This is a genomic window from Bradyrhizobium erythrophlei (assembly GCF_900129425.1).
Taxonomy (GTDB): Bacteria; Pseudomonadota; Alphaproteobacteria; order Rhizobiales; family Xanthobacteraceae; genus Bradyrhizobium; species Bradyrhizobium erythrophlei_C.
Genome location: NZ_LT670817.1, coordinates 6,113,255 through 6,138,388 on the forward strand (window position 1 = coordinate 6,113,255; position 25,134 = coordinate 6,138,388).

Consider the following 25,134-nt stretch of genomic DNA (forward strand, 5'->3'; position numbering starts at 1 on the left):
TGGAACAAGTGATGCGCCCCGTTGGGGTGATAGACGACGTTGTAGAGCCGTCGGTGGCGGGGGTTTCCTGGGCGGCCATCATGGCCGGCGCAGTTGCTTCCTGTGCATTAACATTGGTCTTGTTGTCATTCGGAGCTGGGCTTGGACTTTCCGTGGTGTCGCCTTGGACCAATTCCGGCGTCTCCGCAACAAGCTTCGAGATCGGCACCGGACTCTACTTCATCGTGATGGCAATGATCTCGTCAGCGCTGGGTGGCTATCTGGCAGGGCGGCTGCGTAACCGGTGGATTGGTGTTCAGAGCACCGAAGTTCACTTCCGCGATACCGCGCACGGTTTCCTTGCGTGGGCGCTGGCATCCGTGCTCGGCGCGATCCTTCTTGCCTCTCCCGCGACCTCGTTGTTGGGCGGTGCCGCGTCAAGCGCGATGCAGGCAGTCTCCTCGCAGGCGAGTGGTCCCATGGACGGCTATGTGGACACGCTGCTGCGGCGCGATAATCTGACTGCCGACAACACCGGCAATAGCGGCGACACGCGGCGCGAACTAACGCGCCTGTTTACCGCCGACTTCCGAAACGGCGCCGAACCCTCAGCAGCCGACCGCAGCTATATCGCGAAGGTGGTTGCGGCGCGAACCGGGCTCAGCCCGGCCGAAGCCGACAAGCGCGTCAGCGACGTGATCGCGCAGGTCAAGGCGGATCTCGATAAAGCCCGCAAGGCGGCTGAGCATCTCGCAATCTGGCTAACGCTTTCGCTGTTCATCGGAGCTTTCTCGGCTGCGCTGGCAGCGACCGAAGGCGGAGGCCTTCGTGACGGCACCTGGGGCAAGAGCGCATCGCGTCGTTAAATCATCATCAGAACAAACCGAAAGGAGAGAACCATGCCGATTCTTCTGTGGCTACTAGGAATACCGATCCCGCTGATCATCCTGATCATGCTGCTGCACCACTGAGCCGCCGATTTAGGCCAACCAACAACCACCTTCGACAACTTAACTTTTCACTGGAGGCTAAAATGAGATCGAAATATCTGGCGGCGGCTCTGCTCGGCACCGCCCTTCTGACCGGAGCGGCGTTTGCGGAGAACGCCACCACCGATCGTTCCAACGTCAATACCGCCGTCCACAAGGAGGGTCAGTTCCGCTCTTCCAAGCTGATCGGCGTCAATGTGTACAATAACAACAACGAGAAAATCGGCGACATTCAGGAACTGATCGTCGACAATTCCGGGAAGGTCGACGACGTCGTGCTTGGCGTTGGCGGCTTTCTCGGCATGGGCGAACACTACGTCGCGGTGCCGATGGAGAAGTTGAAATTCGTCAATGAGCCGGTGCGCACCTCGTCAACATCAACCACGCCCGCGGACAAGTCCACCGTCGGCGCCAACACGACGACCGGCGAAGCCAATCGCGCCAACCGGCCGGAGCGAGCGACCGACGAGAAGTGGTATCCCGACCACGCGATCTACAACGCCACCAAAGATCAACTGAAGGCAATGCCGCAGTTCAAGTATAACTGAGGCCGAACCAACGAACCGCCCTGCCACAACGGCGGGGCGATTTTGTTGCGAACTGGATTCAAGAACTGCGTCGATTTAGGAAACCGCACCGAACTCCGGCCGGCAAGGGAATATCAAACGGGCGCCGGCAATTCGCCTTCGGCAGACGGGCTGGAAATTGAGTTCGGCACCGGAGGCACAGCGCATGGCTGGTGATTGACTCGCTGCAGTTCAATTTCCTTGGTCACCGCTGACACGGAGTTACCCACCTTGCCGACAACGGTCTTCAGCGCATCAGCGGAAACGTGCAGCCGCCGGGTCCATGCACGGACCTGGCCCGGATCGGTCAGGTCAATCTTGTTGCGAACCGGCGGATGTTTGACGCGATGCATGGCGGCATTCCCTCATTAAACACTAACGGCATTCGGGGAGCTTCGTTCCATTTGCCGTTTGACCGCCCGACGTCTCAAGAGCAGATACGACAAAGGCCGCCCGAAGGCGGCCCTGTCGTCCAATTGTTCAAAGTTCGTGAAGATCAGTCGTGATCGATGATGACTTTGCGGCGGTCGTGATCGACGTCCCGATCATGATCGCCCTTTTTGATGATGACCGCATCACGATCGCGGTGATCGTCGCGGTCGCGAATCACTTCACGCTCGCGGACGACATCGCGGTCGCCATGACCTTCGCCGACGGTCACGCCGACCGGTCCCACACCCACGCCAACTTCTTCCGCAAACGCCGGCAACGCAGTTCCGAGCAACGCGGCGGTCGCGATAACAGCAAAACATAATTTCATATGAGTTCTCCATTTTGATATGCGTTGTGACAATCCCGCGCAGGAAAAAATGTTCCGAGGTAGAATGCTCGAAGGAGTTGCATTTGCCGCTTGAACTGCGAATTCATTGACCGGCGACCAAGCGGACCAGGGGCAGATCGATGTGTCCGCCGGGGCGGCTGAGAAAGTCCCCCAATGGCCGGCCACATTCCGCTGCCTTTCGCATTTGCCAAGCTCACCTTGCCGGGCATCGTGTCGTGTGCGAGCTTGCTGGCGCGAGCGCGAGATCCTGGACACGGGGAGGCGACGAGATGGACCAGGGCGAAAACGCTGACGACCTTAAATCTGTCGCGGCCGAAGCATTCGCGGCGCTGTGTGGCGGCCGGCAGATCCCGCCCTTCTCCTCCCGGTCTCAGGGCCTCAGCGTCGACGATGCCTACGGCGTAACGCCGCTGGTGCGGCAAATGTACGAGGCAGACGGTGCCAAGGTGCTCGGGCGCAAGATCGGATTCACCAATCGCACGATCTGGGCCGAGTACGGCGTCCATGCGCCGATCTGGGGCTATGTGTTCGACCACAGCGTGCACGACCTTGCTGACGTCGAAACGCTGGCGCTGGCGCCATTTTCCGAACCGCGCATCGAGCCCGAGATCGTGTTTGGCCTGGCGGCTTCGCCTTCACCGCATATGGACGAGACGACCTTGCTATCGTGCGTCGCGTGGGTCGCGCTCGGCTTTGAGATTGTGCAGTCGATCTTTCCGGGTTGGAAATTTTCCGCCGCCGATACCATCGCCGCCAACGGCGTGCACGGGGCGCTGCTAATCGGGCCGCGGCATCCGTTCGCGCCACGCGCGGCGGAATGGCAGCGGACGCTATCCGAGTTCGAGATCGATCTGGGGTGCGGCGGCCGGCTGGTCGACCGCGGACGAGCCGAAAACGTGCTCGGCGGCCCTCTCTCGGCGCTGCGTCACCTCGTCGGTCTGCTGACGTCCGATCCCGTCAATCCGCCGCTCGCGGCCGGTGAGATCGTCAGCACCGGCACCTTGACCAAGGCGATGCCGGTCGTCGCCGGCGAGGTTTGGACCGCCGCGCCGACCGGAATCGGGCTTGACGCGGTCCGGCTTCGTTTTACCTGAACACCGATTCCAAGGCTCAACTTTTGTGCACGCGGCTTGGTCGAAGCCCCATTTCAATTACGTCAGGAATCGGACATTGTAGCGGCGCCCCTGTGGTCCGAGTCGGGGCGGCGTTTGCGTTTCTTCTTTGGGACATGAGGATACGATGCTGCAAATACCTCGGCCGACGCCGACCTGCACGCGTTTTCAAACCCGCATCGAGATGCCCTGCATTAAATGCGGCGCCCTGATGAGGTTGGCCCTTATCGAGCCGCGAGACCGGAACTTCGATCTGCTGACCTACCGGTGCGCCCCCTGCGCCTCGGATGAGAGCTTTTTGCAGACCATCTAGCTCGACTTCGTTCAGGCATTGCGCGCCCAGTTGCGGCATTCGCAGAGTCGGCTGCGACTGGACACGTCGGGCCGATCTGTCAGCGGCCCATAAGCAAATCCCTGCCAGTTAAAGCCGACAGGGATCAGCAGAAAAGTTGACAGACGGCGAGTGGCGTCACCCGGTGGCCCGTCAAGGACCTGCGCAGCAATTGAAGTCCACGGCGCAAATCCATGCAAGGCTATTTTGTGGGCAAAAATCTTTGGGGTATACGTGTCTGACCACATACCCACATTACCCAGCCATCAAGATTTGCCCTTCGACGCATCTTTGGCCGCAGACACGACCCCGCCGGTGATCTGTCTCATATGTTCGCCGGCATTGGTAAACTGACTCTTCAAGAATTCCGATTGAATTTGCATGGCCTGTTGAAGATCGGTCGCGTGAACCAATTTCCGCGCATGGTCGAACGCAGCCTTCATATTCTGCTCGGTGAACGACAAGGCCTGCTTGGAAATCTCCGTTCCCGGATTTGGGATCGACGTCATCGATTTGTTCGCGGCATCGAAAAACATCCCAAACGCCTTTTCCGCCTGATCGATGGTCTTCTCGGCCAAATCGCGCAATTCGGCCGGCACTTCCAGCTTCGGTTCAGTCATGTCGGCATCCTCCCGTTTGAATTGAGCAGTTAGCACATTTCGGAAGCGGCGTCTTGGCGGTGTTGGCCGGCCGTTCAATCCGCAAACCGGCTTCGGCGAGATCCCGAGGTGCCGCATGAAAGCCCGCCGCATGCGTTCGTCATCGCCCAATCCCGCCCGCTGCGCCGCCTCGACCACGCCGCCGAATTCGCTGCTTTCGAGCAGCAGCCGCGCGGCTTGCCCCTCGACCCGGTTAGCCGGTGCGCAATCTTTCAGGCCCAGCGAACTAAGCAGCGCGCATGCAGGTCGATTTGCCTGCCGACGGCGTTTCACCTCGCCTGGATGGTGCTAGACTTGGCCTGGTTTCTGCGTCGCGCTGCTGACAGCCGGGAAACGGGATTGAACCAGGCTGGGAGCCGCGCCCTTGTCGCCATCCCGGCTCGGCTTATCTACGGCTCATTCCTATCCGTACGGGATAGAGGAAGCCGCCGATGATACCAACGCCTCTTGCAAACCGGCTTGGCAGGCGGGTGACCGCCCACGCTTTGCACGTCGGCGATCGAATCAACACCACCGGCTTTGAAGGCGATGCGCTTTCGGCGGTCCCTCTGGCGGTCCGGGTTGGCAAGGCAGGCGTTGCCGTACTGTTTCGCTATGGCGTCGTAGTGCTGATCAATCTGTCGCCGGAGGAAGAAGTCACCTTACTGGAAAGGCTGTCACCGCGCATCGAAGGACGGTTGACCCGTTTCGAAGAGGAAACGGCGACAGCCGAGCTTTCCAGTGAGATTGAGGATCAGGTCCAGGCGGGAGGGCCGGTTCAGTTGCGAGACATGTCGCCTGAAAGGCTTCTTGTCATTGCCGATGTGCTGGCGAAAAGCGTTGTGCTTGCCCACGACGAGCGCGAAGCCGCCAAAGTGCTGGAGATCATCGAGCCGTTTGCGAAAGAACTGGCCGATCACGGACGAACCCGGCGGAATCGAAAAGGGATTTTGCAACTGATCGGAAATGCACTGCTGGTCCAGCACAGGGTGTCGGGCCGTGTGGCAGTAGCTGAAAAACCCGATGCTTTGTGGGACCGGCCCGATCTCGAGAGACTCTATGCCCGGCTTGAGGACGAATATGAACTCAAGGAGCGTGTCGATGCCCTCAACCGGAAACTTGCCGTGGTGGCCGAAACCGCCAACACGCTTGCTGATATCATCGATACCCGCCGATCGCTGCGCCTTGAACTCATCGTGGTCGTGCTGATCGCATTCGAGATCGTCGGCACGTTCTATCAGATTTACGCCGCCAGGGGCCACTGACGCCGCAAAACGCAAACGTCATTGCGGGGGACGAGGACGGCGCAAGGAAAGCCGGGGTACCGTCATTTGATGGAAATGATTTCCGCGTCGTCGTTTCCAGCTCTCACGACTTCGCCGATGCCTTTTCCAAGCATCGCCCGGGCCAGAGGTGATACGTGCGAGATCGATCCTTTCGCGGGATCGGCCTCGTCCTCCCCGACGATCCGGAAGGTTTGCTCGCGACCGTCGTTGCGAATGATGCTGACCGTCGTGCCGAAACGCACGCGCGAACGGTCGGTGGGAGCCGGCACTAATCGGGCGGTCGCGCGCCGTGCGCTCCAGTACCTCAAATCACGTGCTGCGGCGGCGATCGCCCGCCGATCGGACGAAGCCAGGGCCGTGGCATGAGCCGCCCGCGCCCCTGCGAGGGCGGCTTCGATCTCAGCCATCCCCGTTTCGGTGACATCGTTCGGGTGCTCGGAAACCGGTCGATCAGACACGTCCTCGATGGAGTCGTCCTGGTCCCTCACGAATGCTCTGCTCATGCCGGCTAGACTCCTTCACATAGGCGGCTTTGCCAGATTTGAGGCTCACGCTTTTTCGCCCGGCGGGTCGACCCCCCTGTCCTTCCGGCTGACTTGCTGAGCGCGTTCTTTATCGCGCGGCTGCTCTTCCCCCTTTTGATCGCGCATGATGACTTGATCCGAACCATGCGGAGGCCTGGGCCCGGGCTCCGGCATACCCTTCTGGCCGCCATGTTTGCCGCCCTGATCCTGCACACCTTCGAGATCGTTTTCCCGGGGCATCGCAATCAGACCTCATATTCCCAGGCGGACGGTTTCTCGCTCGCGCGGCCCTTCAATGGGTCCATTCACTCACACGCTTCACGACAGGTCCTCTTCCCGATTCAATGCCGTCCACAGCTACTGGTTCCATCGCTATGCTGACCACCGGTTCCGGCGCGAAAAACCAGCGGACGATTTGGAACACTAATCCGCGCTGCAAGTTTTGAGTCCCGTATCGTTGATCGAAAACGGAGATATTTCATGCGATCCAAACTCGCCATCTCAGCCCTCGTGGTCGCCTCATTGTTCGGAGCGACGGCGATCGCGTCGGCACAGACACAGCCGGCTCCCGGCGCATCCAGCGAAGGCAATGTCGGACCCGGTGCCACCGGTACCAAAATGAAGTCCGGAAAGATGATGAAGTCCAGCAAAACGAAGTCCGGCGCGACCACCGGAATGAGCAGGGGCACCACGCGCAATCCGTCCGGCCAAGGCAACGTTGGTCCGGACGCAGGCAACAATGCCGGCGCCAAGTAAGGCTTTTCGCTGAAAGTTTGACGATCCCCTTCGATGAGGACGCGTATCCGCGAAAGCATCCCCTCGGACGTGGTCCGAGGGGATGCTTTTGATTTCTGCCTCACAGCGAAACGAAGCTTACGCTGACAATGTGGCCCGATCTGCCCTCCAGGTAGGATACGCGCAAATTTTATGAGCCGGAGGCCATCGGTCGCCTGGAACCTATTTCCATGCCGCAAGTTAGCTTTCTCGCATCACCATTAGGGAGGATTTACTGATCGAAGGAGGAGATACCCATGCGTTACAGGCTTGCTATCTCGGCCCTCGTTGTCGCCTCGCTGTTCGGAGCCACGACTATCGCATCGGCACAGATGCAACCTGCTTCCGGTGCGTCGAGCGAGGGCAAAGTCGGCACGGACTCCACCAAGTCCAATCTGAAGCCTGGTACGACGACCGGTTCCGCAACAACCGGTCCGGTAACAAAGACCATCACCAACAAGGGCGTTGCGCGCAACCCTTCCGCCGACAATGACGCCGGCATCGGTCGCGGAAAATAACGGATTTTCACGTTGAAGGGCGGATGTACCCCTTCGACATCAAAGGGCCCCGCCGCCATACGGGGCCCTTTGCTATTGTCACCTGACAGCCGGGATCGATCAATGGCGGTAATGCCGGCGCCGGTGATGCACCGGCGGATGTCCTATATAGGCATAGTTGTTTTGCCAGGATGGATAGCCGCCGTCCGTATAGGGATTGCCTGGCCCCAGATTCTGGCAATTGGCGTCAGGATAGTACTGGGCGCAACGGCCGGGATTCGAGATCACCGGCTGCGCTTGAGACGCGCCCACCAGCGCCGTTGCCGCGACAGCCGCGGCACCCAACAAAGCAAATTTCATTCGTTCTTCTCCTGATTTGCGCGGTCGGCTAAACGTGGTGTCGGAACTCACATTCCCCCAATTATGCTCTTGTAATGGTGATGATAGTGACGCGGAATTTACCCGTGAGACTCATCGACCGGGCGGGGTGACGATTTGCGTCGTGGACTACGGTTTGACCGGCTTCTTCATGTGGACCTCGCCACAGCTGGATGCGACTCGCGTGGTGATTCTTCAAAGCCGCGATGTGCATGGAACACGATGTTCGCAGCGAACCTCGCATTGGTGCGCAGCGCGACCGCGTGGCCCCCTCTTCACACATCACCGACCGATGCCCCAAACGGATCAACCGAACCTTGAAGACGCGCCCACATAGGGCCCATCGGGCGCCGCCTTCATACTTCCGGAATGTTAAGAACGCGCCTTCAACGGCTGCAGCAACCGATTGCGAGGGGAAGGTAGGTCAGGCTCACATTTTAGTGACCCATTCGGCCACATGATTTTCGCGGAGTATCGAAATAAACGATCTGGGCCGATGTTTGCTAAATAGCGCAAAAGCGGCTGGAGAGAGATTTCGCGATGTCTAAGGCTGCCCTAGTCTCCCTCGCGACATCGGTCCCTCCGCACGCTTTCTTACAGAAGGATGTTCTGGCGGCAGCCTGGAATGTGTTCGGTCCCCGTTTTCCCGAGTTCGAAAGGTTTTCGAGCATTTTTTCGAATACCGGAATCGTCAAGCGACATGGCGTGAAGCCATTCGACTGGTATCTCGAGCCCCGGGGCTGGCCGGAGCGCACCGAGGCCTTTCTTGGAGGCGCCGAGGCGCTTTTTGTCGACGTCGCCGAGAAAGCGCTGGCAAGTGCCAACCTCGCCGGCAGCGATATCGACACCGTCGTCACCGTCAGCTCCACCGGAATCGCGACGCCAAGCCTGGAGGCCCGTGTTGCCCGACGAATGGGTTTCCGATCCGACGTCACGCGCGTGCCGGTGTTCGGCCTCGGCTGCGCGGGCGGGGCCTCGGGCTTGTCGATCGCCTCCCGCCTTGCACAGTCGCGACCGGGTACCAACGTGCTGCTGGTGACGATCGAGCTCTGCACGCTTGCGCTTCGGCTCGACGAACTCACCAAGGCCAACATTGTCGCCGTCAGCCTGTTCGGCGACGGCGCAGCGGCGATCGTATTGCGGGCGGGCGATGGCGGCGCGACCCAGATCGAGGATGCCGGCGAACACCTTTGGCCCGATACGCTCGGCATCATGGGCTGGAGTGTCGATCCGGAAGGCTTTGGCGTTATCTTCCGCCGTACCATCCCCGATTTCGTCATTGCGCATCTCAATCCCGCCGTGGCGCAAATTCTTGCGCGCATGCAGTTGTCGATGGCCGACATTGACCGGTACATTTGCCATCCCGGGGGCGCCAAGGTCGTCAGCGCGCTGGAAACCGCACTGGCACTCGATCGGGGTTCGCTCGACCACGAACGCCAGATTATCGCCGACTATGGCAACATGTCCTCACCCACCATCCTGTTCGTGCTTGAACAGGCGCGCGCGAAAGGGTTGCCGGCACGCTCGCTGTTGACGGCGCTTGGACCCGGCTTCACGGCAAGCTGCGTCGCGCTGCGGCACGCCGCGTGACACCGGCCGAAATCATTCTCGGGGCCGTCACGTTGCAGCGTGCCGGTGAACTCCTCATTTCCAGCACCAACACCCGCAAACTGCTGGCCCGCGGCGCCGTCGAGGCGGCGCCCGGGCATTACCCGTTGATCGTCGCGGTGCACGGCGCCTGGCTGATATCGCTATGGGTCCTGGCGCGCGATCAGCCGGTAAATATCGTTGCCCTGCTGCTCTATCTCGCCTTGCAGGGCTTTCGTTTCTGGGTGATGTGGACGCTCGGCTCGCGATGGACGACGCGGATTATTGTTCTGCCGGAACAACGCCTGGTGTCGGCTGGACCCTATCGCTTTTTGTCGCATCCCAATTACGCCGTCGTTGCTGGCGAGATCGCCGTACTTCCGCTGGTTCTGGGTCTGCCGCTGCTGGCCGCCGCCTTCACGGCGCTCAACGCCATGGTTCTCGCGATCCGCATAGCAGCCGAAAACCGCGCCCTCGCCGCGTTTCGTGAGACGATGCAGCGCGGCGCGCGATGAGCGCGTCAGTTACCGCGCCGGATAAGGTCGGCGCTGCCACGTGGTCAGGCTTCGTCCTGATGTGCCTCGGCATGTTCATGGCGATCCTCGACATTCAGGTCGTCGCGACGTCGTTGCCCACGATCCAGGATGCACTCGCGATATCGCGGGATGCGATGAGCTGGATTCAAACCGCCTATCTGATTTCCGAGATCATCGCCATTCCGCTGACGGGATGGCTGACGCGCGTCCTGACATTGCGCTGGCTGTTCGTTGCTGCGATCAGCCTCTTTACGCTCGCGTCCGTCGGCTGCGCGTTCAGCGGCAATTTTCTGACGCTGGTCAGCTTCCGTGTGCTGCAGGGTTTCGCCGGGGGCACACTGATTCCGGCAGTATTTTCTGCTGTCTTCTTACTGTTTCCGATCCGTTTGCATCCAGTTGCCACCACGATGGCCGGCATTATGGCCGTGCTGGCACCCACGATCGGGCCCGTGGTCGGTGGCTGGATCACCGAGACCTATTCCTGGCATTGGCTGTTTCTGATCAACGTCGCCCCCGGCGTCATTGCGGCGGCCGCTACGCCATTCCTGTTGCCCCGCGCGAGAACTTGTTTCGCCAGGCTGGCCACGCTCGACGGATACTCGCTCGCGCTGATGGCCATCTCGCTTGCCAGCCTGGAGATTGGCCTGAAGCAAGCCCCGCATGATGGCTGGTTTTCTCTCCTCTGCTCCAGCCTGTTTCTGCTGAGCGTCGCCGCGGCAATCGGCTTCGCCGTCAGAACGCTCAAGGCCGCGCATCCCTTGATCGAACTGTCGACGCTGAGGATTCGTCCGTTTGCGATCGGCTGTGCGCTGAGTTTTTGTCTTGGGGTCGGATTATTCGGCTCGGTCTATCTCATGCCGGTATTCCTCGCCTACGTTCGACACCACGACGCCTATGAAATCGGTACCATCATGCTCGTCACTGGCGTCTCGCAGCTGGTGACCGCGCCGATTGCCGGCGCACTGGAAAGCAGGCTCGATCCCCGTCTGTTATCGGTGGCGGGGTTCGCTTTGTTCGCGCTCGGACTGGGTTGCAGTGCAATGCAAAGCCGCGTCGCCGATTTTCACGAGATGTTCTGGCCGCAAGTCCTGCGCGGCGTCGCCATCATGTTCTGCCTGCTGCCGCCAACGCGGCTTGCGCTGGGCGCGCTGGCCGAAGCCGAGGTGCCCGACGCAAGCGGCCTGTTCAACCTGATGCGAAACCTCGGCGGCGCGATCGGTATCGCCCTGATCGACACCATCCTCTATGGCCGGACCGGCGGACACGCCGAAGCTCTGCGCGACCGGCTGATCGCGGGCGACATCACGGCGGCGGGGGCGATCGGGCTCGATTTGAACTTGTTCACGCACCGGCCTCCTGGCGCGTCGGACGCTACCGTTGAAGCCTATCTTCGTCCGATGGTCGAGAAGGCGGCTTTCGCGATCAGCACCAACGAAGCCTGGGCCCTGCTCGCCATCGCGGCGCTGCTCGGACTTTTGCTCGTTCCGTTCGCGGGGCAGCCACCGCGAAACTCGGACGCGGACGTGCGGAAAGATTGACAGCGCTGCCGAGCGCAGCGCTCTGGCATTCTTATGGGGAACCAATCAACGGTCCCTGCCGATGTCTGTGCGCCCGATCATTTCGACGCCGAATCCTTCGAGAACAGCGTGATCGCCTCCTGCACGGTGGTCATGAATTGCGCGGGGAAGATGATGGTCGAATTCTTCTCGACCGAGATTTCCGCCATCGTCTGCAGGGTGCGCAGTTGCAGCGCGACGGGATGTTGCGTGATGATGTCGGCCGCCTCGCCGAGTTTTACCGCCGCCTGGTATTCACCTTCGGCGGCGACGATCTTGGCGCGGCGCTCGCGCTCGGCTTCTGCTTCCTTGGCCATCGCGCGTTGCATATTGTCCGGCAGCGTGATGTCCTTGATCTCGACCGCGGTGACCTGGGTACCCCATGGCTCGGTGTGCTGGTCGATGACGTTCTTGATCTGATCGTTGATGCTGGCGGTGTCCGACAACAGCTGATCGAGGCTGAAGCGTCCGACCACATTTCGCACGGTGGTCTGGCTGATCTGATTGATCGCGTTGTAGACGTTTTCGATCGCGATCACGGCCTTTTCCGGATCGGTGATGTGATAGTAAGCGACCGCGGCGATATCGATCGAAACATTGTCCTTGGTGATGATCTTTTGCGAAGGGATCTGCATGGTGACGGTGCGCAAGGACACTCGCACCATCTGCTGAATCGGGACGAAAATCAGCGTCAACCCAGGCCCGCGGACACCTGCAAACTTGCCGAGCAGAAACACCACCCCGCGCTCATATTGCTTCAACACCCGCAGAGAAGCGATGACATAGAGCGCAATCGGTATGACAAGAAAGTAAATCCCGTCCATGGTGTCCTCATCGGTTGTCGCGCCGCACTTCTTCGGTCAGCAGTATAGGCCGACAATTTCATGGCGCCACGTCGCATCGGTGCCAGAGAGCCCAGCAGTGCGTGGTCCAGGCGGCCGCCGCCCCTTGCGTGATGGTGCCGTGCGGTTCACTCGATTGCCGCGTCGGGTGGACGCCAGCCGGTATTGCGCACGGTCAGACCAAGCGCTTTTGCAATCTTCAAGTTGACGATGAGTTCAATCTGTCGGTGCAAAACGGGTAGGTCGCCCAACATTGCGTCCCGTAGGCTTGCTATCCCCCTTCCCGATCGGAGTCGCCTTCCGCCAGCACGGTGCGACGATGGTAGATTAAATTGTCGAGCCGATGGGCGACCGCAATCAACGCCTGCGTCGCTACTGACCCGCTCTCGTCTCGATCAGCGGATTTCAGCAGCTCGGCCCGAAGGATCGCGTCGACTTCATCCTCGATAGCCATCAATTCGGCCTCATCGTCGACTTTTCGTATCCGCCCCGGCAAGATACAAAGTGCATCCAATGAGGGATGTGCTGCCTCGCTCTGCCGAACACCCAGAAATCGCCACGCCGCGGCGAACACGGATGCGGCGGCGCCGAGCACCATCGGCGTCAGATAGATGGCGTTGCCGTATCTGTCCATGAAGCTTTCCTGGGTGCCGTTATAGAAGGCCGCGGCCCCAGGATGCACGGAGATGTAGGCGTCGGCATCGGTGTCAGGCGCGGCGATCCCCGCAAGCAGCGGCTGCTCGCTGACGAGGTCTCTGCGGACGTTCATGACCTTCTTCGCGAGGTCGGCGACCAGGCTGGCGCTGAGGTGCCGGTTCGCCACCAGATAATAACCAACCCGCAAGGTTGTGATGTCGTCATCCGGTACCGGCGGCGCGCCGCGAAGGGTGCCTTTGGGAATATCGAAGCTTTCATATGGTCCTTTGGCATCGGCGATCGCACCGGCCGAATCGATCGGGATCAGCACCGGCGACGAATTTGCCCCTTCGCTGAACAGGCCTTTCACGAACGACAGGTATTTCTCGGTCAACGGCGCCACCACCAGGAGCGCGGCGACCTCTTTCGATTGCACGGCGCGGCGCGCGTCTGAGGGCGCTATATCCTTGAAGACGACGTTGGCGTGGCCGAGATCATATTCCTTCTTCAGCACCTCCACGATCCCGTGATTGATTTCTCCACCGACCACGCCGACGCTGTGGTCCCGCAGCTTGGCAATACTGTTAATAGGCGATCCCGGCGGCGCCACGATCATCACAACACCGTGCGCCGTGAGGGCGACGGTCCGGGCCTGCTGGAGATCGCCGGCGTCCGCGCGGACCACTGCAAGATCGACGGTGCCGGCGGCGAATGCCTTGGCAGCGTCGAGCACATTGCCGGCATTTTCGACCTTGAGCCTGACCGCCGAATTCGTGGTGGCGAGGCGGCCGGCAATGATCGAGGCGATCTGCTTACCCTCGCCGTCGAACGATCCGATCGCAACGGTCAGTGTCGTCGGCTGCATGTAAAGCCGATAGGATATCAACCCCGCCCCTGCGGCGATGGAGAACACCCCCGCCAACAGGACGGCGCGAGCCCAGAGCGGGAATGCTGTCTGCAAGGCTTTCATCTGCATCCGGCGCGGATTCGGTTGTGAGGCAACGGCGTCAAACATCGGTACCGCTCGATCACGTTTCGGTTCGAAGCATCCTGGTTACGAATTGGAAACAATCGGCCTGGAAACGCCCCACCACCAACGCCGACGGGCACGCTTGGCGGTGACGTCAAGGCGCCGATGCCGAATCCTGCGAATTCTCGCGGCGCGGTGCTGCTGACGCGCAGCATGCAGCAGGGACCACGACAGGCAATGATAGCGCGACCATGACATCATTTTCATCGAACCCTCCATCTCCGCGAGGATTGGTGGGTCGCAACCGATGTGCCGTTCAAAACACATTGGTTACAGATTGGAACGCACACGCATGCCGGACATCAACGGCACATGCGAGCGATGCTATCGCGTAAACGTAGTCGCAAAAAATGCCAACGCCTGTTCATCGGCATTAAACATGGGTAATGCACCGAACCGATCTGGCCGTGCCTGCCTCCAACCAGGTGTTAGGAGGTGAATAACATGAAACTTGTTTCTGCATTTGTTGGCCTTACCGCGCTGGGCGGCGTTGCACTCTCTACCCCGGCGTCTGCGATGCCTGTCACCATTCCGGGTCAGGCCTCGCAAGCTTTCAACGTTCGGCAGATCGCTTACGTTTGCAACGAATGGGGCCATTGTTGGCACCGGCCGAGCTACGGTGACGGTTATTTCCAGCCGCATTACGATGGTGGTTGGGGTTGGCACCGCGGCTGGGGATACGGTTGGCATCACTGGCATCGCTGGCATCCCGGCTGGAGGTCTGGTTGGCATCATTGGCACCACTGGCACCACGGCTGGGGGTACTGGCATCACTGGCATCAGTGGTAATCCGGAAGAAAGGGGCTTCGGCCCCTTTCTTTTTGCCAGCCGGCTCTCGTTATATGATGAATACAATCCTACAAAACGAGTTCGGCGCACGGCGCTTCGATCGTTCGAGCAGCTCCCCAGAGAATTGCATTGTTATTTTTCGGCGTCGATGGCGCCGACATCGCACCGATCCCATGTCGGTTTCCGGGGCTGAAACCAAAGACAGGGAAAAATAAGATGAAACAGTTCTTGAAATTGACCGCCGCGCCGGCCACGACGCAGTTCGCGCTGGCGTTCGTCGCGATGGCGACGCCCGCGGCCGCAAGCTCGAACGAGTTCTGCCGCACCGACTCTTCGGGGATGCGAAGCTGCGGCTTTTCCACCATGGAGCAATGTCAGGCGATGTCCTCCGGTCGCGGCGGCTCCTGTACACGCGATCCGTTTTTACCGACTGCCAGCGACGCTCTTGCCTATCAGCCGAAGCATTCCGGTTCAAAGGGCGCCAGGAAACCGGTTCAGAATCGATAAGGCGTACTATCGCTTACAGAGAGCTAATCTTCGTCAGTTCGCGGCCTTTGAAGCCGAGTTCAAAGGCCGCGACAGTGCCGGTCGAGCGAGGCCATATCGACAGCGCGCCCGAGAACGGTCACCGGACCCGCGGTACCAGAACGATACCGCACTCCGCGGATCACTGCTGCTTTTCCCAGAATGACAGCAGGCCCTGCGAGGCCGAACCTCCGATCACGCAGGGGATGCCGACTTCGACCTGCCCGAGCGCCGCTGCCGAGACGCAACCGAGCGCGACTGCGCCGACGCCGATCTGGCCCCAGAAGTCGAGATTCTGTCGGCTATCCGAGCCCTTGGTCTTGAGTTCATCGACGGCGGCGAGCGCATCCTTGCGCACCGCGCCAAGCTGCACCGTATCGGCTGCTTCGATCACCTCGCCGAGCGGCGCCTTGATCGCCTCCGGCTGATTTGCCAGCTCGCTGTGGAGAAACTCGCGCAACCCTGCGTCACGGACGGCGTAGCTCGCCAGGGTGTATCGCGCCATGCTGCCGACCGTCAGCTTGTCGAGGGTGTCACGGCTCTTGGTCCAGGGCAGCATCTGCATGATGCGCAAAATCGGGAGGTGTGAGCCGGTCGCGAAATAATATCCCCACAACGTGTCCAGCAAATCCTGATTGCTGGCGAAGGTTTGCGCCATCTTCAGCTTCTTATCATCCTTGGCGAAAGGATTGCGCGTGAAGACGACGCGCAGCTTGTCGAACATGCCGGGTTTTGCATCTTCCAGCGGAATGTTCGCCAGGGTCGGGAGCGTGCCGGCGAGATAGCTGTCGATCATCACCTGGCGTCCCGGCATCTTTGGGGCGACCTTGCGCAGCAGATTCTTCCAGTCGGGCAAGCCCGAATAGGCGATGGCGCGAACGATCACCCATTCGTCCTCCGGCGCGACCGGAAAGAAACTGGTGACGAGTTGTTCGGCTTTGGCCGGGTTCGATCCGATCGCGCCGGCGATGAAGCCGAGATAGATGCCTGCATTCTCCGGCTCCTTGAAGCTTTGCGCGTGGAACAACACGCGCACGGCGGCCGGGACATGGACGTAATCAGGCTTGGCCCGGTAATTGTAGATCCATTGCTGGACCACGTTAAGCGACGCGCGCGGATCGATATCCGGCGTGACCGCGGCGTCCGCGGACTGCATCAGCAGAAACATGGTGATGAAGATTGCTGGGTAACGCATGTGATGGCTCCTGACGAGCGCTCTCGCATGCGACGGTCGCAGCGCGAGCGTTTCGGCCCTTTACGGCTAGTGAGGATTTGAAGCGGCTATACGACGATTCTGGGAATGCGCGGTTCGGCGCCGCGTCGAAATTATGGCAACCCATTAGCGCTTAAGCCTGCAACTGACCTTACGTCAGACATTCTTTCGCCCCGCGCAGGCAATTCGATCCCAGCCGGTTAAATGGCGGACAGGCGGGACGTGATCAAACAATGCAAGGCGCCGAGCCGGCGAAGTCGCCGGTTGCAGACAGCGATCCTGTTGTTGGCCGCAGTGCTCGGGCTTCTTTCTACACCGGCTTTTGCGGTCGAGGCCGCGGCGCAGGTGCGCGAGACGATCGATGTGCAGGGCAATCGGCGCATCGACGCCGATACGGTACGTTCGTATTTCCATCCCGCTCGCGACGGACGGTTCGACGACGCTGCCCGCGATGCCGGGCTGAAGGCATTGCTGGCAACCGGCCTGTTCGATGATGTCAAGATCGAGCGGACCGGCGAACGGCTGGTGGTGCATCTGCACGAGGCCCCCGTGCTCGATCGTGTGGCATTCGAGGGCAACAAGAAAATACAGGATAAGGAGCTAACGGCCATCATCGAGTCCAAGCCGCGCGGTGCGCTGCAGCGCGCCGTGGTGCAGTCCGACGTCGGTCGCATCCTCGAAGCCTACCGCCATGCCGGACGCGATGATGTCAGCGTGTCGCCCAAGGTCATCGACCGCGGCAACGATCGGGTCGACCTCGTCTATGAAGTGACGGAGGGCGCCAAGACGCCGGTGCGGCAGATCAACTTCGTCGGCAACCAGGTTTTCAGCAAGCGGCAGCTCGCCGCTGTGATCAAGACCTCCGCGACCAACCTGTTGAGCTTCCTGACCGGCGGCGATGCCTACGATCCCGACCGCGTGGCCGACGATCGCGAGCAATTGCGGCTGTACTACCGGAGCAAGGGTTATGCCGACGCCAACGTGACGTCGGCCAAGGCCGAATACGATCCGGCCATCAAGGGATTTACCCTGACGTTTTCCATCGACGAAGGCCCGCTCTATCATTTCGGCGATGTCAACGTCGTCTGCAACGTACCGGGACTGGATTCCGAAAAACTTCGACGCCTGCTGGTGACGCGCTCCGGCGCAGTGTTCGACGGCAATGCGCTCGACAAGACGGACGAAATTCTCGCGATCGAACTGTCGAAACTCGGCTTTCCCTTCGCCCAGGCCACGCCCCGCATCACGCGCGATGCCTCAGCAAAGCGCATCGACGTTTCATTCGTGATTGATCAGGGGCCGCGGACCTATGTCGAGCGCATCGACATCCACGGCAATACGCGCACTCGCGGTTACGTGATCCGGCGCGAATTCGATATCTCCGAAGGCGATGCCTATAACCAGAGCCTGATCGATCGCGCCGAACGGCGGCTCAAGAACCTGAACTATTTCAAGACCGTCAAAATCACGCGCAAGCCCGGATCGGTCGCGGATCGTGTCATTGTCGATGTCGAAGTGACCGAACAGTCGACCGGTGAATTCAACATCGCCGGCGGTTACTCGACGACCGACGGCCTGCTCGTCGAGGTCAAGCTGGGCGACAGCAATTTCCTCGGCAGCGGCGATTCGGTGAAATCCTCCGTGAGTTACGGCGAGTACTCGCGTGGGGTCGACCTTTCGGCTTCGGAGCCGTACTTCCTCGGCACGCGCGTTTCGGCGGGCATCGAGCTTTACGGCAAGCAGAATGACGCCAGCCCGTACCAGTCCTATGGCACCGACGTCTACGGCGCGACGCTGCAGTTAGGCACACCGATAACCGAGCAGTTGGGCGTGCAGTACCACTACTCCCTATATGACCAGAACGTGACGCTGGATCCGGCGTCGCTGGTCGCGCCGCCGTCGCTGCCGATCCAGCAGGCGGCACTCGCCGGTCCGCAATTGGTGTCCGCGATCGGCGAAACCGTCACCTACAATACGCTCGACAATAACAAAAACCCGACCGACGGAATCAAATCGCAACTCACCCAGGATCTGGCTGGCCTCGGCGGCGACGTGAATTTCCTGCGCACGACCGAGGACCTGCGCTACTACCACTCGATCAACGATGACGTGGTCAGCCTGGTTCGCGTGCAAGGTGGCTACATCACCGGCTGGGGCGGCCAGCAGGTGCCGTTGATCAACAGCTTCTTCGGCGGCCCGACCTTGGTGCGCGGGTTTGCGCCCAACGGGTTCGGCCCGCGCGATCTCACCCCCGGCACGACCATGGATAATGTCGGCGGCACCATGTACTGGGCAAGCACCCTGGAATTGCAGAGCGCGATCCCCGGCGTGCCGCAGGAATACGGGCTGAAGGCAACCGCCTTTGTCGATTCCGGCAGCGTCTTCAACTACGGCGGGCCGACGACATTTCCAGGCTCCACGCAAACGATGCAGCTGGCCAATTCCAACATCGTACGATCCTCGGTCGGCGTGGGCCTGATCTGGGCCTCACCGTTCGGCGCGCTCAGCATCAACTACGCGATGCCGGTGACGAAGGCGCCCTACGACGTGACCCAGCCCTTCAGTTTTGGCGCGGGACCGCTCTGAGCCGCCCGGCTTCGCCTGTCAGGCTCGGTCACCAGCAGCCCGCGCAATCAGCGGAATGATGTCGACACCGGTTCACTTCGTCCATCCTGGTGATTCTAGCGATCCCTGTTCATCTCGGATTTAGACGTTTCGGAAAGCCTTTGATAACCGTAAAAAAAGGAACTGCTTCCGCGTTCACTCTTCCGGGGAGCTTTATGCATATGAAGCACATGTGCGGACTTACCCAGGAGGATTGTACCGTGTCCGTTAAAGAGTTTCTCAGTCAGCGGGCTGTCAACATCAACGTTGGCGGGCAGTACACGCTTTCGAACTGGTTTGATCCGCAGGGAAAGCCGCGTAGCTTCGCGTGCCGGACCAGCCGCGTTTCGCCGTTCCGGATGATGGTCGTCGTACCGGTGGTCGGCAAAGTCGGAGATCGCTTCACCTCTTACTTCGACGATTTCGGCAAACTCGACGGCCTCATCACTGACGTCGGTTCCGGCAGCGTCCTGCTCGAACTTGCCATGACGGAGTCCATGCGCGAGAAATTCGCGAGCAAGCTCACTTGGCTGGAAAAGAAGCAGAAAAATCCCAACATCCGCGACGGCCGGAAGCAGGCACGCGTCGTTCCGGCGAGCCAGCATTCGACTCTGACCTTCGCCGATGGCAGCACCCAGGGCTGCTTTGTGATCGACATGTCGGCGTCCGGTGCCGCTGTCTCGGCTGGCGTGCAGCCTCAGATCGGAATGCCGCTCGCCGTTGGGGCCTGCGTTGGTCGCGTGGTCAGACTTTTACCCGACGGCTTCGCGGTCAAATTCGTCGAACAACCGAAACCAAAAGACCTTGAGCGGCTAGTCGTGCGCCCCACGGGTCCGCGGTGCACCGGCGGTGCAGCGCCGTAGGTCGTAACGGGTTGCGCACGCCAGCGATCCCGCGCCAGATGTGTTTTGTCACGCTCGTACCCCCGCCTGCCGGTCCCCCCACGAGGGTCGCGGGATCAGGTGCGCCAGTTCTCGCCCTTGCCGTGCGAACGATGCTCCGGGGTATTCGGCGGCAGCGAAAGGCCACGAAAGAAACCCATCACGCCGAAGGCAATGAGACCCATGCCGAACGCCAAACCAACACATTGCAAGACGCTGGGCAAGACGCTGGCCATCTGCTCCTCACCGTTTCCTGGAGATTGGTCGTGACAAGGCGCGGATCGGTTCACCGCCGGACCGGCGCATCGCCTCCTGCAATCCGGCGACTGCTGCTTGAGACCGATCCTGGTTGTGGTGGCGTCGACAAAGTAGGTCGATCTCGCACCCGTTTCCAAGATATTTGATGCTGTTTCCCAAGAAGCCGCGCGACGCCCGGAAAGACGGCTCTATATCGAGCCGGCATCGCGAGCCTTAACTCGCCACGGCGCCGTGAACTTAAAGGCCGGAGGCGCGACCAATGCATTACGCGCACCGGAGCACGGCGGCCTCAGCAAGGACGCGACGTCCCGGCAAGAACACTTCGCTCAAATTTTTTACGACAAGTTGAGGAAACCAGATGCTGGATGCCCGCCAATTGCTATGGACACAGATTGCCGCCGGCGTCTGCCTGCTGATTTTCGGCGGGTTGCTGTTCAATCTGCTTCGCTTGCGCGGCCAGATGCAGGCGGCCAGCAAATGGGACACGGCGGAAGGCATCATCGCCGCGTCCGAGGTCAAGCAACCATCCTCGCACGTATCCGACGATTTGAACGACGCCAGTCCGGTCATCCGCTATCGCTATCGCGCCGGCGGCCAGGACCTCGAAAGCGACCAGATCAGGATCGGCGGCCAACCGCTGACGACACGCGTGCTCGCCGGCAAGATGGTGGCTAGATATCCGGTTGGCTCACATGTCGACGTCTATATCGATCCGAACGATCCGAAAAAAGCACTGCTGGAGCCGGCTCAGCAAGACAACCTCGCCGCTCAGCTTGCTTTCACGATCACGTTCGGTTTCGCTGCCGCGGTTCTGGTCGCGCATGCGATCGCGGGCCACGTGCTTTACACCGGCAACGGCGTTCCGCTGTTTGCCTTCGCGCTGCCGTTCCTCGCTATCCTTGCCGCTGTCTTCAGCGTTGTCTCCTTTGTGCGCGGGCGACGGCTGGCGAGCGCCAGCGCGGGATGGCCGACGGCCGCCGGCATCATCACAGCGTCAGGCGTGATCGAGGAGGAAATCGAGGACAAGAGCAACACCGACAAGTCATTCATCCGCAAGATCCATCGCTATCAGGTCGATCTGCGCTACGCCTACCAGGTCGGCAAGCGCGACTTCATCGGCACGGCCGGGAATTGGGGATGGACGGGCATCTACGGCCTTCGTGAACTCGCGGAAGCCGCAGCCGGCCGCTATAGCCAGGGTCAGCCCGTCATCGTCTATTACGACCCCGCGCAGCCTGGCAACGCCGTGCTGGAGCCGGACACCCAGCAGGGCTCGCTGGCACCGCTGATCTTTGCTGCAATTGCTGCCGTGGTCGGCGGGGTTATCCTGGCGTTCTTCATCAGGATCGGTTTTAGCAATTAGACAAGCGCCGCGGCTGGTAGCCAGGCGCTGCTTTTGCGCCGGTCGCTTGCGGTCAACGAAAACCCGCCGGATGAAATCCGGCGGGGGCCATGTCTCATGGAGTTTGAGATGCCCCCTGACAAGGAGACAGAAACTTACTTCAACGAGCTATTGATCGAAGTGAACTGGTTGTTAAGGTTGCTGCCCAGGCCGTTCACCACCGCGATAATCGCGAGCGCGATTCCGGCTGCGATCAGACCGTATTCAATCGCGGTCGCGCCCGACTGATCGGACAAGAACTTCAAAAAGCTGCGCTTCAAACCTGCCTCCTTTGGGTTGTCTTTCAATGGTTCAACACCGTAGAGACAAATCGTCTAAGGTTCAGTAAATAGCTCTATCTCAATTTTAGTTACAGTTTCATAGCCGGCGATTTGCCCTGCGCTCATTGCGCGTCATGCGCCGGAGTAGGCCATGACACCAACCCTTTGCTGGCGCGCCTGGGCGCGGCGCTATCGTTAGCGATCCAAGGTCCCACCTGGCAACCACCTGGAAGCACCGAACGAGGACAGAACCACAGCCGTGGGTTCGCCTGTCGCTCCAACTTTGCGCCAAGCAGAGCCTAGCTATTTTCAGAGCACGGCGCTTACCTTCTCTCCGTCGCAAACCGACTCTCCGTCGCAAACCCATAGATCAACGCCAGCCGGTCGAGGCACTCGCGAAATCGCCGCGCGAAATAGTCGATCCAGCGCTGGCCGCACAGCCCTCTCCGCTGCCCGATCTGCTCCATGGTCATGCCGAGAACCAAGACCTCATGCACCAGCGCGGAGCCGTCGGCACCGAGTTCACGTTCGGCGCGGTTCAACCGTAGCACGGCCTTGCGCTGACGCTCAGTAATCGGCTCCCGCACCCGCCCGCCGTCGACATACTCCCGCGTCGGGTCGACCGCCTGCGGGCCGCGCTCGGCCTTCTCCCAATCGTCCTGAAACGCCCTCCCACCCTGATATTGCGCCTCGTCGATCTGGCGATGGCTGTGCAGCCGGCCCAGGGGATCGTTGCGGATCGAGCGCAGCGTGACGATCTTTTCTCCCGGCTCGAGTGCCAGCGGATCGTCGACTTCAACCGCCGCCACTTCCGCATTGCGCGGCAGATCCTGGGATCGGCGATCGTGAACCTTTACTGGTCTATGCGACTTGTTGCGTTTTGCCCGTGCCACCGTCTATTGCTCCGTTTGGTGATTGAATTCAGTGTTTGTCTCCGCCCGCTTGAGGGGCGACGCATCCGGCGCGGGTTTTTTGCCTGTTGGCACCGTCATTTCTTCGCGCAACAGTGCGGCCAGATCTTCCTTTCGGACCGAACCGGCCGGCTGCTCATCAGCGCGCGCAGATGCGCGATGCGATGGCGACGCGCAAGCCGCTTCATCCTGACAACCATGACCGCCGGGTCAGCTTCGGCCCGCGTTTCATGCCGCCTCCCACGATCCTCAGTGTGACTGTCCCGGCCGCCCGTTCCGATGCCGTACCGGGTCCGCGCGTCAGATGGAAATGCGCGGTGCAGTAGCTCGAATTTTCACGCTTCGGATGGCCGCAGAAGGTGATGGCTTCGCCCTCCTCGTCGCCGCCGTAAGGATAGCGGCAATCACCGGATAAGAGATCGACAAGGGCAAGATGACGCGGCGCGATCTCGACACAGCGGAGTTTGACTGGCGCCGCCGCTGCGAAAACCGGCATCGGCACGAGCCGCAGGGATGCGGACGCCTGGCGTTTGCGGAATTTGCGCCGCCGCCGCGCTTTCGCTCGCGCCAGCGACTTGGGCCGGCCGCCGGGACGATCGGGGCCCGCAAGCCCAAGGCGCTTAGCGCGGCCGATCGCGGCACAGCGGGAATAGGAGGTTTTAAACTTCGCGTTGATCGCGTCGGCGATCTCGGAATAGGACATGCCCTTGGCGTGATATTCCCGCAGCGCGGCTGAATGCTCCGGCGTCCAGTTCGTCGATTCCATTGGCTTGCTCTCCCCGAAGCTTGCCGTCGTTGCGAGGAGCAAGCGACCAAGCAATTCAGCCTTTTCCCTGTGCACCTGGATTGCTTTGCCTCGCTGGCAATGCTGGTCGCAGTAGAATCGGGCCACCTTGCGGCCCGGGCCGCCCAATCAATTTCTGATATTCGGAATTAAATGTCAAGCTCGATTTCTGATAATCGGAATTGCAAATGCTTCTGAAATTCGGAAAGGATGGTGCCCATGAAAGGATGGTGCCATGCTGGATATCAGAATGATTGAGCGGGGACTGGCGAAGCCGGGCAAGACCAAGGGCGGTCTGGCGATGGCGATGGGCGTTCGCGCGGGCGCGGTTTCCGAAATATTGGGCGATACCCGCCTGATCAAGGCATCGGAAATCCAGCCCATCATCGATTACCTCGAACTGAACTCGGTTCCGATCATGGGCCGCGTCGGGGCCGGCGCGACCATCGAGCCGGAACACGAGCAGGTGCCGCCGGAAGGCCTTGGCGAGGTGGAGTTGCCCTTCCCTATGGAGGAGGAAACCATAGCATTCGAGGTGGCCGGCGATTCCATGCTGCCGAAATACGAAAATGGCGATATCATCGTGGTCTACCGGGAGCAGCGCCATCCCTTAGGGAGCTTCTACGGGGAAGAGGCTGCGGTCAGGCTGAAGACGGGCGAGCGGTACCTGAAAACCATCGAGCGGGGAAAATCCGCCAGCATGGTCAATCTCACCAGCTTCAACGCCAAGCCGATCAACGGGGTGAAGCTGGAATGGATCGGGGAAATCTGTGTCACCCTGCCGAGGGGCCAGATCGAGCGGTTGCGCGCCAAGGCCGCGGCCCGGGCGCGCAAGGCGACCAAAGCGCATGGCGGGCGCACCTCGGAGAAATGAGCAGGCAATCCCCGTGAGCCCGCTGGTGATTCTCGATCGGATCCGGGGCATTTGCCGCAGCGCAAAGGCTGTTTCGTATTTTCAGAAATAAAGCCCTTGACAAGATTCTGATTATCAGAAACACTCGGCGGCATCCGCCTGCCCGCTTCAGGGCTCGAAGAGAACGCCGCCATGCAGTATTTCGTCGTAATGATCGACTATGGACGGCGCGGGCGCGAGGCCATCGTCGATCCCGAAATCACTCGGCGCGAAGTGATCTCGCGCGTAGCCTCCGGCGAGTACAAGAACATCAGCTTCATCCACGAGATCGCCGATACCGCGGTCGACGATGTCACGGCCGAGATTCTGGCCGAGGCCGCCGTTCCGGAAATCGGCCTGACAGGTTCCGATCTGCAGGCCAGCCGGTTCGACCATGCCCGCGATCTGGCAAAGCACGAGCCAGTTTGAGGCGCGTAATTCGGATCGGACTGCCGTTCGCTGAATTGGCTGACTGTACGGCCTTCGCGCGGCGGCGCGGCACGCAACTATTGCATTCAGTACTACAGTCTGGACCCCGGGCGGCTGATACGCCGGCCCATCTGGCGCAAGTCG

General features: G+C 60.6%; 30 protein-coding genes. 17 read left to right on the plus strand and 13 right to left on the minus strand.

Features of this window, described 5'->3' with window-relative positions; all coding sequences use genetic code 11:
• The first annotated feature begins 155 nt into the window (after positions 1 to 155).
• Both B5527_RS29320 and B5527_RS29325 read left to right on the plus strand, forming a co-directional pair.
• Positions 156 to 845 carry a hypothetical protein gene (locus B5527_RS29320; protein ID WP_245332306.1) on the plus strand — a complete coding sequence of 230 codons (690 nt, stop codon included), beginning with the start codon at positions 156 to 158 and terminating at the stop codon, positions 843 to 845.
• A 167-nt stretch (positions 846 to 1,012) separates the two neighbouring features.
• Positions 1,013 to 1,516 (plus strand): PRC-barrel domain-containing protein, encoded by a 504-nt coding sequence (locus B5527_RS29325; RefSeq protein ID WP_079604615.1) that lies wholly within the window; start codon positions 1,013 to 1,015, stop codon positions 1,514 to 1,516.
• A gap of 113 nt (positions 1,517 to 1,629) precedes the next feature.
• Here the strand turns inward: B5527_RS29325 and B5527_RS29330 are convergent, their stop codons facing one another.
• The gene (locus B5527_RS29330) at positions 1,630 to 1,887 is read right to left on the minus strand and encodes a DUF3606 domain-containing protein (RefSeq protein ID WP_079604616.1); all 258 of its coding nucleotides are present in this window, start codon (positions 1,885 to 1,887) and stop codon (positions 1,630 to 1,632) included.
• A 176-nt stretch (positions 1,888 to 2,063) separates the two neighbouring features.
• Here B5527_RS29330 and B5527_RS44675 point away from each other — a divergent pair, with 176 nt between their 5' ends.
• Together B5527_RS44675 and B5527_RS29340 are read left to right on the plus strand one after the other, a co-directional pair.
• Complete coding sequence (locus tag B5527_RS44675; RefSeq protein WP_154072602.1) at positions 2,064 to 2,288, plus strand: hypothetical protein; 225 nt, start codon at positions 2,064 to 2,066, stop codon at positions 2,286 to 2,288.
• A gap of 296 nt (positions 2,289 to 2,584) precedes the next feature.
• Positions 2,585 to 3,409, plus strand: a complete 825-nt coding sequence (locus B5527_RS29340; RefSeq protein ID WP_079604618.1) for a 2-keto-4-pentenoate hydratase — start codon at positions 2,585 to 2,587, stop codon at positions 3,407 to 3,409.
• 615 nt (positions 3,410 to 4,024) lie between these two features.
• Here the strand turns inward: B5527_RS29340 and B5527_RS29350 are convergent.
• Positions 4,025 to 4,378: a phasin gene (locus B5527_RS29350; RefSeq protein ID WP_079607595.1), complete on the minus strand. Its 354-nt coding sequence runs from the start codon at positions 4,376 to 4,378 to the stop codon at positions 4,025 to 4,027.
• Between the two features lie 470 nt (positions 4,379 to 4,848).
• On the opposite strand from B5527_RS29350, the gene B5527_RS29355 reads away from it, so the two are divergent.
• The gene (locus B5527_RS29355; protein WP_079604620.1) at positions 4,849 to 5,661 is read left to right on the plus strand and encodes an RMD1 family protein; all 813 of its coding nucleotides are present in this window, start codon (positions 4,849 to 4,851) and stop codon (positions 5,659 to 5,661) included.
• Between the two features lie 62 nt (positions 5,662 to 5,723).
• On the opposite strand, the gene greA is transcribed toward B5527_RS29355, so the two are convergent.
• A complete protein-coding gene (gene greA / locus B5527_RS29360; RefSeq protein ID WP_079604621.1) occupies positions 5,724 to 6,185 on the minus strand; it encodes a transcription elongation factor GreA in 462 nt (153 codons plus the stop codon).
• A 45-nt stretch (positions 6,186 to 6,230) separates the two neighbouring features.
• Positions 6,231 to 6,446, minus strand: a complete 216-nt coding sequence (locus B5527_RS29365) for a hypothetical protein (RefSeq protein WP_079604622.1) — start codon at positions 6,444 to 6,446, stop codon at positions 6,231 to 6,233.
• A gap of 240 nt (positions 6,447 to 6,686) precedes the next feature.
• Between B5527_RS29365 and B5527_RS29370 the strand changes: the two genes are divergently transcribed.
• Together B5527_RS29370 and B5527_RS29375 are read left to right on the plus strand one after the other, a co-directional pair.
• Positions 6,687 to 6,962, plus strand: coding sequence for a hypothetical protein (locus B5527_RS29370; RefSeq protein WP_079604623.1), 276 nt, complete (start codon positions 6,687 to 6,689; stop codon positions 6,960 to 6,962).
• A 275-nt stretch (positions 6,963 to 7,237) separates the two neighbouring features.
• Positions 7,238 to 7,498, plus strand: a complete 261-nt coding sequence (locus tag B5527_RS29375) for a hypothetical protein (protein ID WP_079604624.1) — start codon at positions 7,238 to 7,240, stop codon at positions 7,496 to 7,498.
• Between the two features lie 99 nt (positions 7,499 to 7,597).
• Here the strand turns inward: B5527_RS29375 and B5527_RS29380 are convergent, their stop codons facing one another.
• Complete coding sequence (locus B5527_RS29380) at positions 7,598 to 7,837, minus strand: hypothetical protein (RefSeq protein ID WP_079604625.1); 240 nt, start codon at positions 7,835 to 7,837, stop codon at positions 7,598 to 7,600.
• Between the two features lie 558 nt (positions 7,838 to 8,395).
• On the opposite strand from B5527_RS29380, the gene B5527_RS29385 reads away from it, so the two are divergent.
• From B5527_RS29385 to B5527_RS29395, 3 genes are read left to right on the plus strand one after another with little or no spacing between them, the layout of a single operon-like run.
• Positions 8,396 to 9,445: a type III polyketide synthase gene (locus tag B5527_RS29385; RefSeq protein ID WP_079604626.1), complete on the plus strand. Its 1,050-nt coding sequence runs from the start codon at positions 8,396 to 8,398 to the stop codon at positions 9,443 to 9,445.
• Positions 9,442 to 9,957: an isoprenylcysteine carboxyl methyltransferase family protein gene (locus tag B5527_RS29390; protein ID WP_079604627.1), complete on the plus strand. Its 516-nt coding sequence runs from the start codon at positions 9,442 to 9,444 to the stop codon at positions 9,955 to 9,957. The genes B5527_RS29385 and B5527_RS29390 overlap by 4 nt, the downstream gene beginning before the upstream one ends.
• On the plus strand, positions 9,954 to 11,516 hold the full coding sequence (locus B5527_RS29395) for a DHA2 family efflux MFS transporter permease subunit (RefSeq protein ID WP_245332307.1): 1,563 nt from the start codon (positions 9,954 to 9,956) through the stop codon (positions 11,514 to 11,516). Before B5527_RS29390 ends, B5527_RS29395 begins: the two co-directional genes overlap by 4 nt.
• A 77-nt stretch (positions 11,517 to 11,593) precedes the next feature.
• Here B5527_RS29395 and B5527_RS29400 read toward each other — a convergent pair whose 3' ends face one another.
• The gene (locus B5527_RS29400) at positions 11,594 to 12,358 is read right to left on the minus strand and encodes an SPFH domain-containing protein (protein ID WP_079604628.1); all 765 of its coding nucleotides are present in this window, start codon (positions 12,356 to 12,358) and stop codon (positions 11,594 to 11,596) included.
• Positions 12,359 to 12,647: 289 nt separating this feature from the next.
• Complete coding sequence (locus B5527_RS29405; RefSeq protein ID WP_245332308.1) at positions 12,648 to 14,027, minus strand: TAXI family TRAP transporter solute-binding subunit; 1,380 nt, start codon at positions 14,025 to 14,027, stop codon at positions 12,648 to 12,650.
• Between the two features lie 459 nt (positions 14,028 to 14,486).
• Here B5527_RS29405 and B5527_RS29410 point away from each other — a divergent pair, with 459 nt between their 5' ends.
• Positions 14,487 to 14,831 (plus strand): hypothetical protein, encoded by a 345-nt coding sequence (locus tag B5527_RS29410; protein WP_079607598.1) that lies wholly within the window; start codon positions 14,487 to 14,489, stop codon positions 14,829 to 14,831.
• 68 nt (positions 14,832 to 14,899) lie between these two features.
• Here B5527_RS29410 and B5527_RS46720 read toward each other — a convergent pair whose 3' ends face one another.
• Positions 14,900 to 15,196, minus strand: a complete 297-nt coding sequence (locus B5527_RS46720; RefSeq protein WP_245332813.1) for a hypothetical protein — start codon at positions 15,194 to 15,196, stop codon at positions 14,900 to 14,902.
• Here B5527_RS46720 and B5527_RS29415 point away from each other — a divergent pair.
• The gene (locus B5527_RS29415; RefSeq protein WP_245332760.1) at positions 15,114 to 15,338 is read left to right on the plus strand and encodes a DUF3551 domain-containing protein; all 225 of its coding nucleotides are present in this window, start codon (positions 15,114 to 15,116) and stop codon (positions 15,336 to 15,338) included. The genes B5527_RS46720 and B5527_RS29415 overlap by 83 nt on opposite strands.
• 160 nt (positions 15,339 to 15,498) lie before the next feature.
• Here B5527_RS29415 and B5527_RS29420 read toward each other — a convergent pair whose 3' ends face one another.
• Positions 15,499 to 16,551 carry a hypothetical protein gene (locus B5527_RS29420; protein WP_079604629.1) on the minus strand — a complete coding sequence of 351 codons (1,053 nt, stop codon included), beginning with the start codon at positions 16,549 to 16,551 and terminating at the stop codon, positions 15,499 to 15,501.
• A 282-nt stretch (positions 16,552 to 16,833) separates the two neighbouring features.
• On the opposite strand from B5527_RS29420, the gene bamA reads away from it, so the two are divergent.
• Both bamA and B5527_RS29430 read left to right on the plus strand, forming a co-directional pair.
• Entirely contained in the window at positions 16,834 to 19,155 is a 2,322-nt protein-coding gene (gene bamA / locus B5527_RS29425) for an outer membrane protein assembly factor BamA (protein ID WP_338065044.1), read from the plus strand.
• 239 nt (positions 19,156 to 19,394) lie between these two features.
• Positions 19,395 to 20,036 carry a PilZ domain-containing protein gene (locus tag B5527_RS29430; protein ID WP_079604631.1) on the plus strand — a complete coding sequence of 214 codons (642 nt, stop codon included), beginning with the start codon at positions 19,395 to 19,397 and terminating at the stop codon, positions 20,034 to 20,036.
• Between the two features lie 95 nt (positions 20,037 to 20,131).
• Here B5527_RS29430 and B5527_RS44680 read toward each other — a convergent pair whose 3' ends face one another.
• Positions 20,132 to 20,290, minus strand: a complete 159-nt coding sequence (locus tag B5527_RS44680; protein ID WP_154072603.1) for a hypothetical protein — start codon at positions 20,288 to 20,290, stop codon at positions 20,132 to 20,134.
• Positions 20,291 to 20,670: 380 nt separating this feature from the next.
• Here B5527_RS44680 and B5527_RS29435 point away from each other — a divergent pair, with 380 nt between their 5' ends.
• Complete coding sequence (locus tag B5527_RS29435) at positions 20,671 to 21,675, plus strand: DUF3592 domain-containing protein (protein WP_079604632.1); 1,005 nt, start codon at positions 20,671 to 20,673, stop codon at positions 21,673 to 21,675.
• 134 nt (positions 21,676 to 21,809) lie between these two features.
• On the opposite strand, the gene B5527_RS29440 is transcribed toward B5527_RS29435, so the two are convergent.
• The 3 genes from B5527_RS29440 to B5527_RS29450 form a co-directional block, all read right to left on the minus strand.
• A complete protein-coding gene (locus B5527_RS29440) occupies positions 21,810 to 21,974 on the minus strand; it encodes a Flp family type IVb pilin (RefSeq protein WP_079604633.1) in 165 nt (54 codons plus the stop codon).
• Between the two features lie 323 nt (positions 21,975 to 22,297).
• Positions 22,298 to 22,867, minus strand: coding sequence for a hypothetical protein (locus tag B5527_RS29445; protein ID WP_079604634.1), 570 nt, complete (start codon positions 22,865 to 22,867; stop codon positions 22,298 to 22,300).
• A gap of 202 nt (positions 22,868 to 23,069) precedes the next feature.
• Positions 23,070 to 23,651: a GcrA family cell cycle regulator gene (locus B5527_RS29450; RefSeq protein ID WP_079607600.1), complete on the minus strand. Its 582-nt coding sequence runs from the start codon at positions 23,649 to 23,651 to the stop codon at positions 23,070 to 23,072.
• Between the two features lie 253 nt (positions 23,652 to 23,904).
• On the opposite strand from B5527_RS29450, the gene B5527_RS29455 reads away from it, so the two are divergent.
• Positions 23,905 to 24,543, plus strand: coding sequence for a S24 family peptidase (locus tag B5527_RS29455; protein WP_079604635.1), 639 nt, complete (start codon positions 23,905 to 23,907; stop codon positions 24,541 to 24,543).
• 171 nt (positions 24,544 to 24,714) lie between these two features.
• Positions 24,715 to 24,990 (plus strand): hypothetical protein, encoded by a 276-nt coding sequence (locus B5527_RS29460; RefSeq protein ID WP_079604636.1) that lies wholly within the window; start codon positions 24,715 to 24,717, stop codon positions 24,988 to 24,990.
• Positions 24,991 to 25,134 lie beyond the last annotated feature (144 nt).